This is a genomic window from Candidatus Acetatifactor stercoripullorum, from assembly GCF_944382095.1.
GTDB classification, from domain to species: Bacteria; Bacillota; Clostridia; order Lachnospirales; family Lachnospiraceae; genus Acetatifactor; species Acetatifactor stercoripullorum.
The window spans coordinates 37343-51133 of sequence record NZ_CALWMU010000026.1 but is presented as its reverse complement, the minus strand read 5'-3'; the positions used below and the strand labels follow the sequence as shown (position 1 = coordinate 51133).

Genomic DNA, 13791 nt, shown 5'->3' with positions numbered 1-13791 from the left:
TTGTAAGAAACCACCACTAAATCTTTAAAATAATCCTCCGTCAGTCTCTTAAAATACATACGCACAATGGGAGATGTAATGATAATGGGCGTCTTGCCCAGATTTTCCAGCTTGCGGATTTCTTTCCCCACCGAATCTATGATAGCCTTGGAGCGGCTGGGATCCAGATTCAAAAACGCTCCCGTTTCCGTCTGTTTCACGCTTCCCATAATTTCCTGCTCCACCTTGGGGTCTAAGGTTGCCACGCTTGTGGTCTCATTGGCCGGAAAATACTTGGTGGATATGGCCCGCTTTAAGCTCTGGCGTACATACTCTGTCAAAACATCCGTATCTCTGGTGGTAGGCGCATAATCCGCCAGCGTTTCCAGAATCGTAAGCAGATCCCTGATGGAAATGCCCTCCCGCAGCAGGTTCTGAAGCACCTTCTGAATTTCCCCAAGACCCAGCGTTTTCGGCACAAGCTCCTCCACCAGGGAAGGATTGCTTTCCTTCAGGTTATTTAACAAATTCTGCACATCCTGTCTGGTCAAAAGCTCCGCAATGTGCTGTCTGATAATCTCCGTCAGATGGGTGGCTATAATGGAAGGCGGGTCCACAACTGTATATCCCAGACTTTCCGCGCGCTCTCTCTGCCCCTCCGTAATCCAGATGGCAGGCAGGTGGAAGGAGGGCTCAAAGGTGGGAATTCCCGTGATTTCCTCCTCCACATAGCCGGGATTCATAGCCATGTAGTGGTCAAAAAGGATTTCTCCCTCACTGACCTGTATTCCTTTGATCTTAATAATATATTGGTTAGGATTTAACTGAATGTTATCCCTGAGTCGAATAATAGGCACAACAGTCCCCAGCTCCAGCGCAATCTGCCTTCTGATCATAACCACACGATCCAAAAGGTCGCCTCCCTGGTTTACGTCCGCCAGTGGAATAATCCCGTAGCCGAATTCCAATTCAATGGGATCCACCTGCAGCAGGCTGTTCACATTCTCCGGCTGACGAATCTCCTCTGCAGCCGCCTCCTCAGTGTCTACCTCCTGCTCGATTCTGGCGGTCTCGATGGTACCTGCAATGCTTCTCCCTGCAATGATAAACACCAGCCCCAGACCCACAAACAAAATAGTGTTCAAATTGGTGGTAAAGCCTAATACGATCAGCATTCCCCCCACCAGATAAAGAACCTTCGGAATACTGAAAAGCTGTTTTATCAGAGTGCTTCCAAAATCCGCTTCCTTGCTTCCCTTAGTCACAAGGATACCTGTGGAGAGGGAAATTAACAGGGAAGGAATCTGGCTCACCAAACCGTCGCCTATGGTCAAAATAGCATATTTATCCAGAGCGGCCGTTATGTCCAGCCCCTCTCTTGTGACGCCCATGATGATACCGCCCACAATATTGATCACCGTAATAATAAGACCGGCAATGGCGTCTCCCTTTACATACTTTACAGCACCGTCCATGGAACCAAAGAAGCTTGCTTCTTCCTGAATTTTCTCACGCCTGCGCTTTGCCTCAGCATCCGTGATAGCCCCGGTGTTCAAATCCGCATCAATGGCCATCTGCTTACCAGGCATAGCGTCCAGGGTAAACCTGGCGGTTACCTCTGACACACGCTCTGAACCCTTGTTGATTACAAGAAACTGTATCATGATCAGAATGATAAACACAATAACGCCGATGATCAGATTACCGCCGCCCACATACTCACCAAAGGTCTGCACCACGTTTCCCGCATCACCCTGTCCCAAAATCAATTTAGTAGAGGACACATTCAGCGCGATTCTGAAAATGGTGGTAAACAAAAGCATCGTAGGGAAATAAGACATATCCAGCACTTCCTTGCTGAACATGGCTACAAACAATATCGTAAGCGCAATGGCAATATTCAGTGCAAGAAGAATGTCCAAAAGCCACGTAGGAATGGAAACGATAAACATTAAAAAGGCAGCTATTATATAGAGAGCAACGCCCATATCTGCTTTGTTCAGTTTCATGTATACACTTCCTTTCCTTTAAATTTTGCCCTGCAGATGATAAACGAAGGCCAGCACCTCTGCAACCGCCTGATACAGCTCCGGCGGCACCACCGCCCCCACATCCACATTTGCATAAAGCATACGGGCAAGGGGTTTATTCTCAACAATTTCTATCTTATTTTCCTTTGCTACTTCCTTGATGCGGGCTGCCAGATAATCCTCTCCCTTGGCGATTACCACCGGCGCATCTGCAACCTGGGGGTCATATTTGATAGCCACAGCATAATGGGTAGGGTTGGTAATGACCACATCTGCCTGCGGCAGATTCTGCATCATACGTCTCTGGGAAACCTCCCGCATTTTCTGGCGGATTTTACCTTTGACCTGAGGGTCTCCTTCCTGCTGCTTGTATTCTTCCTTGATTTCCTGCTTTGTCATCCGCATATCCATGGCAAATTTTATCTTCTGATAAGCGAAATCTGCAGCCGCCAAAACCAGATACACGATAGAAATGCGGATTCCCAGATCCGTCACTGTCTCCGCTGCAAGCTGCAGCGCCTGCATAAGCGTCATGTCATACAGGGAAAACAAAAGCGGCCATTTATCCTGAAGATAGCTGTAGCAGATATAAACAATAAGACCAATCCGCAAAAGAGATTTTAGCAGCTCCATCACGGAATTCACGGAAAAAATCCGCCGAAAGCCCGACAGAGGGCTCATTCTGTTTAATTTAGGCTGTATGGGCTTCCCCGTGGGATGCCAGCCCACCTGTATGACATCGCTGAAAAAAGCCACCGCGACACCGATCAGCAGAATGGGCAGCATGATGATCACCGATTGCAGCATCATCTCCCGGAACACGATTCCCGTGTCTGTCTCCGGCATATAGCCATTCCAGAATGTTGCCGTCTCCGGAATTCGATTGTAAATATCAGAAAAAACTGAGAGAAATTGGGTGCCCATGTTTCCCACCCATAGTTTTAAAACCAGAAAAAGCGCCAAAAGCCCCAGGCCATTTCCAACCTCACGGCTTCTGGCCACCTGCCCTTCCTTGCGGGCATCAGTGAGCTTTTTCTCGGTGGCAGGCTCCGTTTTTTCTCCGCCCTGTCCCTCTTTTGCAAAGAATTGAAGGTTATATTCCAATATCACTTATCACACCTCTACATCATGCCGTTCACAAAGGATACAATCATCTTTTTCATCTCCTGAAAAATAAAATCAGCGGCGCCAGGCAGCATTGCGGCCGTAAAAAACATCACCGCAAGCCCCACCAGTATTTTCAGCTGAATTCCCACAGAAAACATATTCATCTGGGGAGACACCTTTGCCAAAACACCCAATATTGCATTCAGCAAAAGCACCACACAAAATACCGGCAGCACAATGCGAAAGCCGATCACGATATAGTCGCTTAAAAAATCCGTCATGGACTGCACAAGAGAGTCCGAACGAAACACTGCTCCGTTCACCGGGATCAGCGTAAAGGTGTCCGCCAGCGCACCGAACAGATATCGGTACATTCCCGTAGCAATCAGGAGCATCATAAAAACATACTGATAAAAAACACCCGTTATGCTGGTGTTTTCCCTGGTGGCGGGATCCATCAGCGTGGCCATGGAAAGTCCCGTCTCCATATCTACAATGGAACCCGCAAAGTTCACAACAGAAGTACAGATATTTGCGCCAAAGCCAATCAAAAGCCCGACGACAGCCTCCTTCATTATGATTACCGTATATTCCAGCACAGAGTCATATACCACTGCCTCTGCAGGGGTTAATACCCCATAAAGCAGCATGGATGAAAAAAAGCTGAGACCGATTCTGACTCTCGCAGGCGTGTTGCTCATGCTGAAAAAAGGAGCAATAAACACAAAACAGGATACCCTGGTAAAAATCAGCAGAAAATATTCCAGATCATAAATGGAAAAAGAATAATTGATCATATCCCCTGCTCCCGTCTATTTATGTACATAAAGACTGAAGCTCGACCACAGCTGAGTAGTAAATTCCACCATGGTGCTCATCATCCAGTGTCCAAACAGCATCAGCGCCAAAAACACACAGATGATTTTGGGGACAAAGGTCAGGGTCTGTTCCTGTATGGAAGTTACCGTCTGAAAAATACTGATTATCAGACCAACAATCAGGGAAACCAGCAAAACCGGCAGCGATACCAGGATAATCAAATATAAGGCATTGTTCGCCATTTCTGTAACTGCATCAACGGTCATCTAAAAATCCTTTCCACGACAGCCATCAGTAAAAGGTCTTTACCAGATTGCCTATTACAAGAGACCAGCCATCCGCCAAAACAAACAAAAGTATCTTAAAAGGCATGGAAATGGTGGTGGGCGGCAGCATCATCATACCCATACTCATGAGCGTGGAGGCCACCACCATATCTATCACAATAAAAGGAATATAAATCATAAAACCAATCCAAAAGGCCGTTCTCAGCTCACTGACCATAAAGCTTGGAACCAGCACGGAATTTGGTATATCCTCCAAAGATGCACCGTCCCACTCCTGCCCTGCAATGTCCATAAACAACTCCACATCCTTTACCTGGGTCTGGCGGTACATAAATTCCCTCAGAGGCTCCATCCCCCGTTCAAAGGCTTCTTCCTGATCTATCTGACCCTCCTCAAAAGGAACCACAGCCTCCTCGTAAACAGTTGTTATGGTAGGCTCCATAATGAAAAAGGTAAGAATCAGGGACAAACCGATCAAAATCTGGTTGGGCGGCGCCGTCTGGGTATTTAACGCCGACCGGGTAAAGTGCATCACGATGATAATCCTGGTAAAGGAGGTCATCATAATGATGAGGGTGGGAGCCAAAGCAATCAGCGTCAGGATAATTAAAATTCTTAAAGCTCCATTCAGCTGTCCGTTCCCATCATTGTAGGTGATGCTTATGGTATTCCCTGTGTTCAGTGAATTCAATTCTTCGGGCGTCTGGGCCGTGCCGGGAGGATTGATAACAGTTGAGTTTTCTGTTTCTCCCGTCAGGTGCTGCTGTGCCGCATGGGCTGTAATGGGTTCGTGAATACACAATATGCCTACCGTAATCAGCAGGCATACGAGCATCCATATTTTTTTTCCAGTCAACATTTGCTTCTTCATGCAGTTATTCCTTTGGTTTCATTGCCTTTTCCAGCAAGGCCTTGAAGGGCTTCCCTGTTTCCTTTGGGCCGCTCTCCTTAAGCTGCTCCTTAGGCACTTCCCCAAGCAGCGTTACCGTATCCTTGCAGACCGCGATGGCAAGATATGTCTCTCCAATCCGCACAAGCTGGATATACTTGTTATTGCTGATACGGGTTGTCTCCAGAATTTCAATGTTGCAGGTCACATTCTGCTGCTTTTGGTAATTCGCAATCCACTTGGTAGTCAGCGCCGTTATGCCGAGCACCAAAACAAAAACTACCAGCACAGCAAGAAACTGCGCGTAGCTGTTTACATTCCCTGTCAGCAGCACTGCCGTCAGCCCACTACCTTTTTAACGGCTTCAATCACGCGCTCTGCCTGAAACGGTTTTACAATAAAATCCTTTGCACCGGCCTGAATGGACTCAATCACCATCGCCTGCTGTCCCATGGCGGAACACATAATGACCTTTGCGCCGGCATCCTGCTTTTTGATCTCCTTCAGCGCCTGAATGCCATCCATCTCAGGCATAGTGATATCCATAAGCACAAGGTCGGGAGAAACCTCCTTATACTTCTCCACAGCCTTAATCCCGTTTTCCGCTTCTCCTGCGACATTGTAGCCGTTTTTCGTCAAAATGTCCTTAATCATCATCCTCATGAATGCCGCGTCATCACAAATCAAAATATTCTTTGCCATTTAACTATCCTCCTATTTGATAATTTCGGTTACTCTCACACCAAAGCTTTCTTCGATTACAACAACTTCTCCCTTTGCAACAAATTTGCCGTTCACCAAAACGTCTATAGGTTCGCCTGCAATACGGTCAAGCTCAATGATCGTGCCAGGCGCGAAATCAAGTATCTCGGAAATCGACTTAGTGGTACGTCCCAATTCAACTGTAACCTCAAGAGGGACATCCATGATCAGGCCGATATTTTCCTGGCCTGGAACACTATTTACATTGCTGGAAAAATTCTGAAACTGGGCCGGCTGAACATTAACATTCTGCTGATTCATCTGGGGAACCGCCCCCATCTGACTCATCCCCATGGGTTGATTGAATCCGCCTGCATTCATGTTCATGCCCATCTGCCCCATGTTCATTTGGTTCATCCCCATCTGGCCCATATTCATCTGGTTTGTTCCCATGGGGTTCATATTCAGTTGATTCATGCCCATCTGGTTCATTCCCATTGGGTTCCCGTTCATTGCCATCTGGCCCATGCCCATCTGCCCCATATTCATCTGGTTTGTTCCCATGGGGTTCATATTCATTGGATTCATGTCCATCTGGTTCATTGCCATGGAATTCATTCCATGGGAATTTATTCCATTGGAATTCATTCCGCTTTCCATCCCATTACCATATCCCGTCTGGCCCTGAGAATCTCCTGACGAAGGCATCTGCTGTGAATTCATCTCCTGTTCCGGAGCGGAAACGCTTTCCGAGGAGACTCCTATTTGGGTGTTAAAGAAGGTTTCCACCACCTTACGGGCAAATTCAATGGGGTATAACTGTATAATGGTACTATCCACCAGTTCATCAATCTGCATGCGAAAAGCAATTTTAACGAAGGTGCCGCCCAGAAACGGCGAAACATCCCCACCGTTTTGGAATTCGGATAAATCCACCAGAGTGCTCTCTGGCGGGCTGATATCAATCACCGTCTGCAGCATCGTGGAAAGAGATGTGGCAGCAGAACCCATCATCTGATTCATAGCCTCAGAGATGGCGCTCAAATGCAGCTCACCCAGTTCACCGTCCGTATTGGTTCCGTCACCGCCCATCATCAGGTCGGCAATCACCTTCACGTCGTGCTCCTTCAGCACGAGAATATTCATGCCGTCAAGCCCCTTGGTATATTTAATCTGGATAAATACACATGGCTTTTCATAATCTCCCAGCAGCGTATTCCATGTAGCCAGGGTAACCACCGGGGTAGTGATATTCACCTTTTTATTCACAAGAGAATACAGGGTAGTGGCAGAGGAACCCATACTGATATTGGCAACCTCCCCAATTGCATCCTTTTCCACATCTGTCAGCAGCTCTCCCTCTCCGGAAGCTGTGCTGCCGGCTGTACTTTCATTGCTTATGTCTCCTGCCGCATCCCCTTTAGGCAGGTTTTCTGTACTGTCCAAATCACCTGCGCCGTCGGCGGATAAATCCATTCCATTTAGCAGCGCACTTATCTCATCCTGAGACAGCATTCCATCCATGCTTACTCCTCCTCTCTGATTACCGATGTAATCCGGACAGCATAAGATTCTTTATCGGTTCCGGGCAATGCGGTAAACTTTCTGATATTTCCTACATAAATATCCATATCGCTATCAATCTTTGAATCCAGGCGGATGCAGTCTCCAACCTGAAGATTCAGGAAATCATTCACTGAAATTAGGCTTTTTCCGAGTACTGCCTTAATGGGTACATCTACCCTTCGGATCAGCGATTCGATATATTCCTCATAATTTTCATCCCGGTTCTCCTGCATTGTAGAAAACCAGTATTTTGTATTCAGCTTATCCATGATGTCTTCCAGGGTAAAGAAAGGCAGGCATATATTCATAAAGCCCTCCACATCCCCGATCTTCATGTTAAGCGTGATCAGCGCTATCATATCATTGGGAGCGATCACCTGGGCAAACTGTGGATTTGTTTCCATCCGGTTTAAAACAGGATTCACATCAATCACATTTTTCCAGGGTTCTCTGAGAAGCTGGGTAAACATAATCATCAGTTTCTGTAAAATAGTAAGCTCAATCTCTGAAAATTCCCGGCTTTTCTCCAATGGTACGCCGCTGCCTCCCAGCATACGGTCAAGCATGGCATAACCAAGATTTGTTGCCAGGTCTATGATAACTGTGCCATTCAGCGGAGCGAAGTTAATGATTCCCAAAATAACGGGATTAGACAAAGCATTGGTAAACTCGCTGAAGGTAACTGTCTCTGAGCTTGCCACCGCCACCTGGACATTTTTCCGCAGGTAGACGGGAAGATTCGTAGAAACCAGCCGGCTGTAATGCTCGAATATGATTTCCAGCGTCCGCAGATGCTCCTTTGAAAACTTCGTGGGTCGGCTGAAATCATAATTCTTCACATGCTTCTCTTCATTGCTCTGCATCTGATCTACGTCCAGCTCTCCGGCCGATAAGGCTGCAAGCAGATTATCTATCTCATTTTGTGAAAGGACCTCTCCCACAAAAGCTCACCTCCTTAGCCTAACTTCCGAACTTCACTTCGCTGATTGCCACCTGATAAATAAAATCAGACTGGAACAAATTTTGAACCGCCTGCAGGATTTCTGCCTTCAGTCCCTCCAGGTCCGCCCTGCACTCACTTTCTGTGTGGGCTGAAACCACCGAGGAGATAGCATCCTTCACAAGACTCTCACGATCCGCTATGGTCTCGCCATAGGTTTTGTATCCATCACTGTTCATGTTCATGGACAGCGCCGCATCAAACTGGATATATCTCTGCACTCCACCGTCCTGGGCAGAAGGATCGCTTGCAAGAGGAATGGTCATAGTTGTCAGATTATATACTGCTGTATCCTCCAGCGAAATCTCCTGTCCCGATTCTCCCGGCTGTGTCAGCTCCAGCCGCATTACTGTAGCTATGTTGTTCACAAGCTCAGATGTTTTTTGGTTGGTTCCCATGACACTGACCATCAGTACACTGGTCAACACAACATTCACAATCAGTAGTGCCAGAATCAGCACCGTCAGCATGTTCTTCTTCATTTTTACTCCCATCTGCGCATTTTTGCACATTTTTTAATTTAAAACCCAAACAGCTGCCGTTCTCATCTCTCAGCTGGCAGGATTATAAATTCGTATTTCCACCCTTCGATTTCTGCTTCTGCCCTCCTCAGTGGAATTGTCCGCAATGGGCTCTCTGTCACCCATTCCCGCATGTCTCAGCCTTGCCGGATCCAAAGAGGTATTTTCTACCAGATAGTAGAACACAGAAAGGGCTCTGGCACTGCTGAGTTCCTCATTATCGGCATATTTGGCACTGCTTATCGGTACATTGTCCGTATGTCCTTCTATTTCAATGGTGCCTTCACTGTATCTTTCCAGAATCACTCCTACATTATCCAGAATATCCAGCGCCTCACCCTTCAGCTCAGCGCTGCCCGAGTCAAACAAAAGGGCGCCCTTCATGGTCAGCTGGACGTACTGGGACGAAAAGCTCACCTCCACCTGATCAGACAGGCTGCTCTCATATACGGCTTCCTCAATGTTCTCAGACAATTCTTCATTCTGCTGCAGCATCTCGCCTTCCAATGCCTGAGCCAGCTCCTGGGCGGTACTCTGCGCATTTTCCTCGAATTCCTGGGCATCATTCTGCCCTTCCGCCGCCCTTCCCGTGCTGTTTATGTATTGATCCAGATTATTCAGCTGGCTGATACCGTTTCCAATCAGCACCCCCTCCTCCAAAGCAGTGTCTCCTCCGTCAAAAATACTGAAGGTGCTGTTCATAGACGCTGCCATCTGGTTATACCTTTCCGTATCTGTATCTGACATAGCGAACAGCATGACGAAAAAACATAAAAGAAGGTTCATCAAATCCGCAAAGGTATTCATCCACGGCGCGTTCCCCCCTGAAGGCGGATCTTCTCTGCGTCTGGCCATTACACCTCACCTCCTGCCTCTGCTTCTTCGGCCGCATTCTCTCTTTCGGCTGGAGCGAGGAAGGATTTCAGCTTTTCTTCGATGACTCTTGGATTCTCCCCGGCCTGAATGGACAAAAGCCCCTCTATCATTACTTCCTTCTGCATCATTTCCACATCATTATCCGCCTTCAGCTTGTTGGACACCGGAATACAAATCCAGTTTGCAAGCAGGGAACCATACAATGTGGTAATCAGCGCCACCGCCATAGCCGGTCCAATGGTGGAAGGGTCTTCCATATTATACAGCATATCCACAAGACCAATCAAGGTACCGATCATACCCCAGGCAGGTCCCATGGCAGAGAGTGTGTCCCAGAAACCGATCTTGTCCTTATGTCTCCCTTCAATGCTCACAAGCTCTGTTTCCATAATCGCTCTGACCAGATCCGGATCCGTGCCGTCCACAATCAAAAGAATTCCCTTTTTCAAAAAAGGATCCTCTAAATCTTCTGCCGCCTCCTCCAGGGAAAGCAGTCCCTCCTTGCGGGCCACATTGGACAGATCAATGATCTTGCGTATCATCTCCGCCGTATTCACAACAGGAGCCTTGAAGATCAGGCCCATGGACTTTACTCCGCCAATAAAGTTCTGCAGGCTCACACTCATCAGCGTACAAGCAAAAGCGCCGCCGAAGGTTATGATAACGGATGGATAATCCAGATATTCATAAACGCCGCCCAGACCAGCACTGCTGATAACACCGAATACGATTGCCAATAATCCTAAAATAATGCCTAATAAGGATGCTATATCCACGAGAATCACCTAAACATTCCGCAATTTTTTGAATTATTCTGCAAGAATATCCTTTCTGTACAATTTTACAAGATTTTTTATCTCTTGTCTACTTTCTTTTACAATTATTTTTCTGCCTGTCGTCAGCGTAATCACTGTATCCGGCGTCTCCTCCACCACTTCAAACAGATGCGGATTTACAAGGATTTTCACGCCATTGATTTTCGTTACCTCTATCATAAAATCCACCTCGCTTCTGTTATTCCATCAGGCATAAACCATAAGTGATATAAGGGACGGAAAGCTCCGTCCCTTATTCATTAATGATACCTTATCTCTTCAGGTTTGTCAATTCCTCAAGCAAGGTATCGGACACCGTGATAATACGGCTGTTTGCCTGGAAGCCCCTCTGTGTGGTAATCATTTCTGTAAATTCTGAGGACAAATCCACATTGCTCATCTCCAGCTGTCCCGTGGACATATAACCGCCGTTTGCAGTAATATCCACGCCGATGCCGTCGAATTCCCCGGAGTTTAAGGATGCGGAATAGAGGTTGTCACCCTGCTTCTCCAGACCGGAGGCATTGGCAAACTCCGCAGTCGCAATCTGTCCCAGCAGCTTTGTCATACCGTTATCGTAGCTTGCATAAATCATGCCATTGTTTTGAATGGAAACACCAATCATATCCCCAAGGCGTCTGCCGGCGCCCAGTCCGTCCTCGTCCCCGCTGGTAGCGGACACGGTAGAGGTTCCCTTGTTGTCTACCATAGACACATTGGAAAAATCAACGGTGATGTCGGAAAAGTTTCCGCCCAGGGCAGAAAGTCCCAAAACAGCAGTGGTCTGGGTAGCCGCTCCGCCGATACCGGCAAAGTTTCCGGTGTTGCCGTCAAAGGTTATCGTGGTGCCGTCAAAGAAACGGCCGTCAGCTTCAAAGGAATCCTCCGTAGAAGGAAACATATCAGTTCCTGTACCCTGTACCATGTTTGCCAGCATCTGCTCCACAGAAACCGGCGTAGTGCCGTTTGTTTCATCGTACACAAACAGATTTAAAAATTCCTCTGTAGAACCCTCATAGCCATAGGCTGTGGCAATGTTGTCCAGAACCTCCTGCACTGTCATGTCCGTTCCGCCAATGCTTACCACTTCGTCTCTGTCCCGTAAAGTACCGGCGTTGAATATAGCCGTTAAATCCGCATAGATAATGCCGCCGTCAGCAGACTGAAGCTGATTGCCGTTCCACCTATAAGCCGAGCTGTTAAAGCTTACCGTCACCGGCCTTTCCTGGGTATTGTTTACCGTTCCGAAGGTAACCCCGGTAATGTCTATCTCGTTTCCCTCGGAATCCAGCAGGCTGGAAAGCTCCAGACTGTACTCATTTTCGTCCGCCGACTGCTTAAAGGTCAGCTTTGCCGTGTAGCTGTAGCCCAGGGCATCATAAAAATTCAGGTTAATCACCTTGCCGTTTGCACTGGTCACATCCGTATCGTTTTTGTCCAGAATACCGGAAACATACGCCTGGGAGGTAGCCTCCGGCGGATAGGTCATATTTGCCGCGCTCATAATGCGCAGCGCTGTCACCGTATCCTGCCTGATTTCTCCTGTGGTTTCGTCCACGCCCCAGCCCATTACATTGTATCCGGTGCTGGTCATGGCAAGGTTGCCTGCTGCGTCCACATAAAAGGAGCCGTCACGGGTAAAGAAATTCTCACTGCCGTTGTTCACAATGAAAAAGTTATCTCCGTTAATCATGATATCAAAGGGATTGCCCGTGGACTGGCTGGCCCCCTGTGTAGCAATGCTTGTGCTGATCGCTCCGGATTTAACGCCCAGACCGATCTGTCTTGCATTGGTTCCCCCGGCTCCCGTAAGGGCGTTGGGGCCGCTTGCGTTCTGCGTGGTCTGGCTGAGCAGATCGCTGAACACAATCGAGCTTGACTTAAATGCAACCGTGTTGACGTTGGCAATATTATTACCGATCACGTCCATCTTTGTCTGGTGTGTTTTCAATCCCGACACACCAGAATACAATGATCTCATCATAGTACTGATTCCTCCTGTAGAAACGGAGCCTGCCTCTCTCTGTCATTCAAAAGGCTCAAGCCTCCATTCAGGTCCGGCTTATATAATCACCGCTCCGTTTATATTGGTAAATACATTTTCACTTGTCTGTGCACTGTCCATTGCCGTCACTACCGTCTGGCTGGGCACATTTACAATAAAGGCAATTTCATCCACGATCACCAAAGAATCCCTGATCCCTTTCTGTTTTGCCTTCTTTGCCCCTTCATTCAGCCGTTCCAGCTGCTTCGTGCTCAATTCAATATTCCGGTCCGCCAGACGCACCGCCGCGTGCTTTGAAAACTTAAGTCCATTTGCTTCCTCGCCCTGAAGCGTCTTTGTCTGCAGAACCTCTTCAAACGTCAGACCGTCCGTGGTCCTTTCTGTCCCCGTCCTCTGCGCCGGATTCAGATATCGGTCGGTCAGCTGCTCAATGGACAGATAACCGCTTTTTTGTATGTTCATTTCTCAGGCTCCCGTATCTGTATTCCCAGTTCCTTCTGTTCCCTGCGTATCTTCCGTGTCCTCTCCGTTCTGCGTGCCTTCGTCCTCTCCTGCTATGGTTCTCAGCTCCTTAAGCTTTTCGATATACTTATTCAGCTGGTTCACCACATCGGTCGCCAGAAAGCTTTTCTCATAATCCGTCATTTCATTGTAGATTTTCTCCAGCTCATCAATGGCCTCTCCATCCGAAAGACCAATGGCGTTTACGCCGGGCAGCTTGTTGATCGCCACATTGAAATCATATGCCTTGTCGTAAGCTGCAAGGTATTCGGGGTCTGCCACCGTATCCAAATCGTCAATGGAATACAGCTGCTCTCCGATAGACAGATATGCCTTTCCGTTCTCGTATACCACATAGTCTACTTTTCCCCGCACATAGTTGGTCTCTCCCGAGGAATTTGTGGTCTTGATATATACTTCCTCTCCCACAAGGGTGCTTGCCCGCTGCAGATCCATGCTCTTTGCCATGTTCTGCATCTGCTCCACCTGGGTAAATTGTGCATACTGGGATATGTACTCCGTGTTGGAGGTGGGTTCCAACGGATCCTGATACTTCATCTGCGCCACCAAAAGCTGCAGAAAAGCATCCTTGTCCATATCGCTGCTGGCGCCTGTGGTTTGGGACAGAGAGCTCTGGGATGTAGATTCTACCAGTTTTCCATCCTCCACTGCCTGTACCAGTGCCATAATATCA

At 47.7% G+C, this 13791-nt stretch carries 16 protein-coding genes; all 16 read right to left on the bottom strand.

Annotation, left to right across the window (positions count from 1 at the left end):
- Positions 1–1988: flagellar biosynthesis protein FlhA (gene flhA / locus SHK35_RS09170; protein ID WP_318709555.1), on the bottom strand; the 1988-nt coding region annotated here is incomplete at its 3' end.
- 18 nt (positions 1989–2006) lie between these two features.
- On the bottom strand, positions 2007–3119 hold the full coding sequence (gene flhB, locus SHK35_RS09165) for a flagellar biosynthesis protein FlhB (RefSeq protein ID WP_318709554.1): 1113 nt from the start codon (positions 3117–3119) through the stop codon (positions 2007–2009).
- An 11-nt stretch (positions 3120–3130) separates the two neighbouring features.
- Positions 3131–3913: a flagellar biosynthetic protein FliR gene (fliR, locus tag SHK35_RS09160; RefSeq protein WP_318709553.1), complete on the bottom strand. Its 783-nt coding sequence runs from the start codon at positions 3911–3913 to the stop codon at positions 3131–3133.
- Positions 3914–3928: 15 nt separating this feature from the next.
- Positions 3929–4201, bottom strand: a complete 273-nt coding sequence (fliQ, locus tag SHK35_RS09155; RefSeq protein ID WP_318702468.1) for a flagellar biosynthesis protein FliQ — start codon at positions 4199–4201, stop codon at positions 3929–3931.
- 25 nt (positions 4202–4226) lie between these two features.
- Positions 4227–5093, bottom strand: a complete 867-nt coding sequence (gene fliP, locus SHK35_RS09150) for a flagellar type III secretion system pore protein FliP (protein WP_318709552.1) — start codon at positions 5091–5093, stop codon at positions 4227–4229.
- 4 nt (positions 5094–5097) lie between these two features.
- Positions 5098–5445, bottom strand: coding sequence for a flagellar biosynthetic protein FliO (locus tag SHK35_RS09145; protein WP_318702470.1), 348 nt, complete (start codon positions 5443–5445; stop codon positions 5098–5100).
- A 5-nt stretch (positions 5446–5450) separates the two neighbouring features.
- On the bottom strand, positions 5451–5813 hold the full coding sequence (locus SHK35_RS09140; protein ID WP_318702472.1) for a response regulator: 363 nt from the start codon (positions 5811–5813) through the stop codon (positions 5451–5453).
- Positions 5814–5825: 12 nt separating this feature from the next.
- The gene (fliY, locus tag SHK35_RS09135) at positions 5826–7337 is read right to left on the bottom strand and encodes a flagellar motor switch phosphatase FliY (protein WP_318709551.1); all 1512 of its coding nucleotides are present in this window, start codon (positions 7335–7337) and stop codon (positions 5826–5828) included.
- Positions 7338–7339: 2 nt separating this feature from the next.
- A complete protein-coding gene (fliM, locus tag SHK35_RS09130; protein ID WP_318702474.1) occupies positions 7340–8320 on the bottom strand; it encodes a flagellar motor switch protein FliM in 981 nt (326 codons plus the stop codon).
- Between the two features lie 19 nt (positions 8321–8339).
- The gene (locus SHK35_RS09125; protein ID WP_318709550.1) at positions 8340–8861 is read right to left on the bottom strand and encodes a flagellar basal body-associated FliL family protein; all 522 of its coding nucleotides are present in this window, start codon (positions 8859–8861) and stop codon (positions 8340–8342) included.
- A gap of 69 nt (positions 8862–8930) precedes the next feature.
- On the bottom strand, positions 8931–9755 hold the full coding sequence (locus tag SHK35_RS09120) for a flagellar motor protein MotB (protein WP_318709549.1): 825 nt from the start codon (positions 9753–9755) through the stop codon (positions 8931–8933).
- Entirely contained in the window at positions 9755–10552 is a 798-nt protein-coding gene (locus SHK35_RS09115) for a motility protein A (RefSeq protein WP_318709548.1), read from the bottom strand. Before SHK35_RS09115 ends, SHK35_RS09120 begins: the two co-directional genes overlap by 1 nt.
- A 33-nt stretch (positions 10553–10585) precedes the next feature.
- Entirely contained in the window at positions 10586–10771 is a 186-nt protein-coding gene (locus SHK35_RS09110; protein WP_318702480.1) for a flagellar FlbD family protein, read from the bottom strand.
- Positions 10772–10862: 91 nt separating this feature from the next.
- Complete coding sequence (locus SHK35_RS09105; protein ID WP_318709547.1) at positions 10863–12575, bottom strand: flagellar hook protein FlgE; 1713 nt, start codon at positions 12573–12575, stop codon at positions 10863–10865.
- 78 nt (positions 12576–12653) lie between these two features.
- Positions 12654–13058 carry a TIGR02530 family flagellar biosynthesis protein gene (locus tag SHK35_RS09100; protein WP_318709546.1) on the bottom strand — a complete coding sequence of 135 codons (405 nt, stop codon included), beginning with the start codon at positions 13056–13058 and terminating at the stop codon, positions 12654–12656.
- Between the two features lie 3 nt (positions 13059–13061).
- Entirely contained in the window at positions 13062–13784 is a 723-nt protein-coding gene (locus tag SHK35_RS09095; RefSeq protein WP_318709545.1) for a flagellar hook assembly protein FlgD, read from the bottom strand.
- Between the last annotated feature and the right edge of the window lie 7 nt (positions 13785–13791).

Excerpts from the sequence above, each read along its gene's own strand:
- fliR (WP_318709553.1), bottom strand. The coding sequence starts at position 3,913 with ATGATCAATTATTCTTTTTCCATTTATGATCTGGAATATTTTCTGCTG.
- fliQ (WP_318702468.1), bottom strand. The coding sequence starts at position 4,201 with ATGACCGTTGATGCAGTTACAGAAATGGCGAACAATGCCTTATATTTG.
- fliP (WP_318709552.1), bottom strand. The coding sequence starts at position 5,093 with ATGAAGAAGCAAATGTTGACTGGAAAAAAAATATGGATGCTCGTATGC.
- SHK35_RS09140 (WP_318702472.1), bottom strand. The coding sequence starts at position 5,813 with ATGGCAAAGAATATTTTGATTTGTGATGACGCGGCATTCATGAGGATG.
- fliY (WP_318709551.1), bottom strand. The coding sequence starts at position 7,337 with ATGGATGGAATGCTGTCTCAGGATGAGATAAGTGCGCTGCTAAATGGA.
- SHK35_RS09125 (WP_318709550.1), bottom strand. The coding sequence starts at position 8,861 with ATGAAGAAGAACATGCTGACGGTGCTGATTCTGGCACTACTGATTGTG.
- SHK35_RS09120 (WP_318709549.1), bottom strand. The coding sequence starts at position 9,755 with ATGGCCAGACGCAGAGAAGATCCGCCTTCAGGGGGGAACGCGCCGTGG.
- SHK35_RS09110 (WP_318702480.1), bottom strand. The coding sequence starts at position 10,771 with ATGATAGAGGTAACGAAAATCAATGGCGTGAAAATCCTTGTAAATCCG.
- SHK35_RS09105 (WP_318709547.1), bottom strand. The coding sequence starts at position 12,575 with ATGATGAGATCATTGTATTCTGGTGTGTCGGGATTGAAAACACACCAG.
- SHK35_RS09100 (WP_318709546.1), bottom strand. The coding sequence starts at position 13,058 with ATGAACATACAAAAAAGCGGTTATCTGTCCATTGAGCAGCTGACCGAC.
- SHK35_RS09095 (WP_318709545.1), bottom strand. The coding sequence starts at position 13,784 with ATGGCACTGGTACAGGCAGTGGAGGATGGAAAACTGGTAGAATCTACA.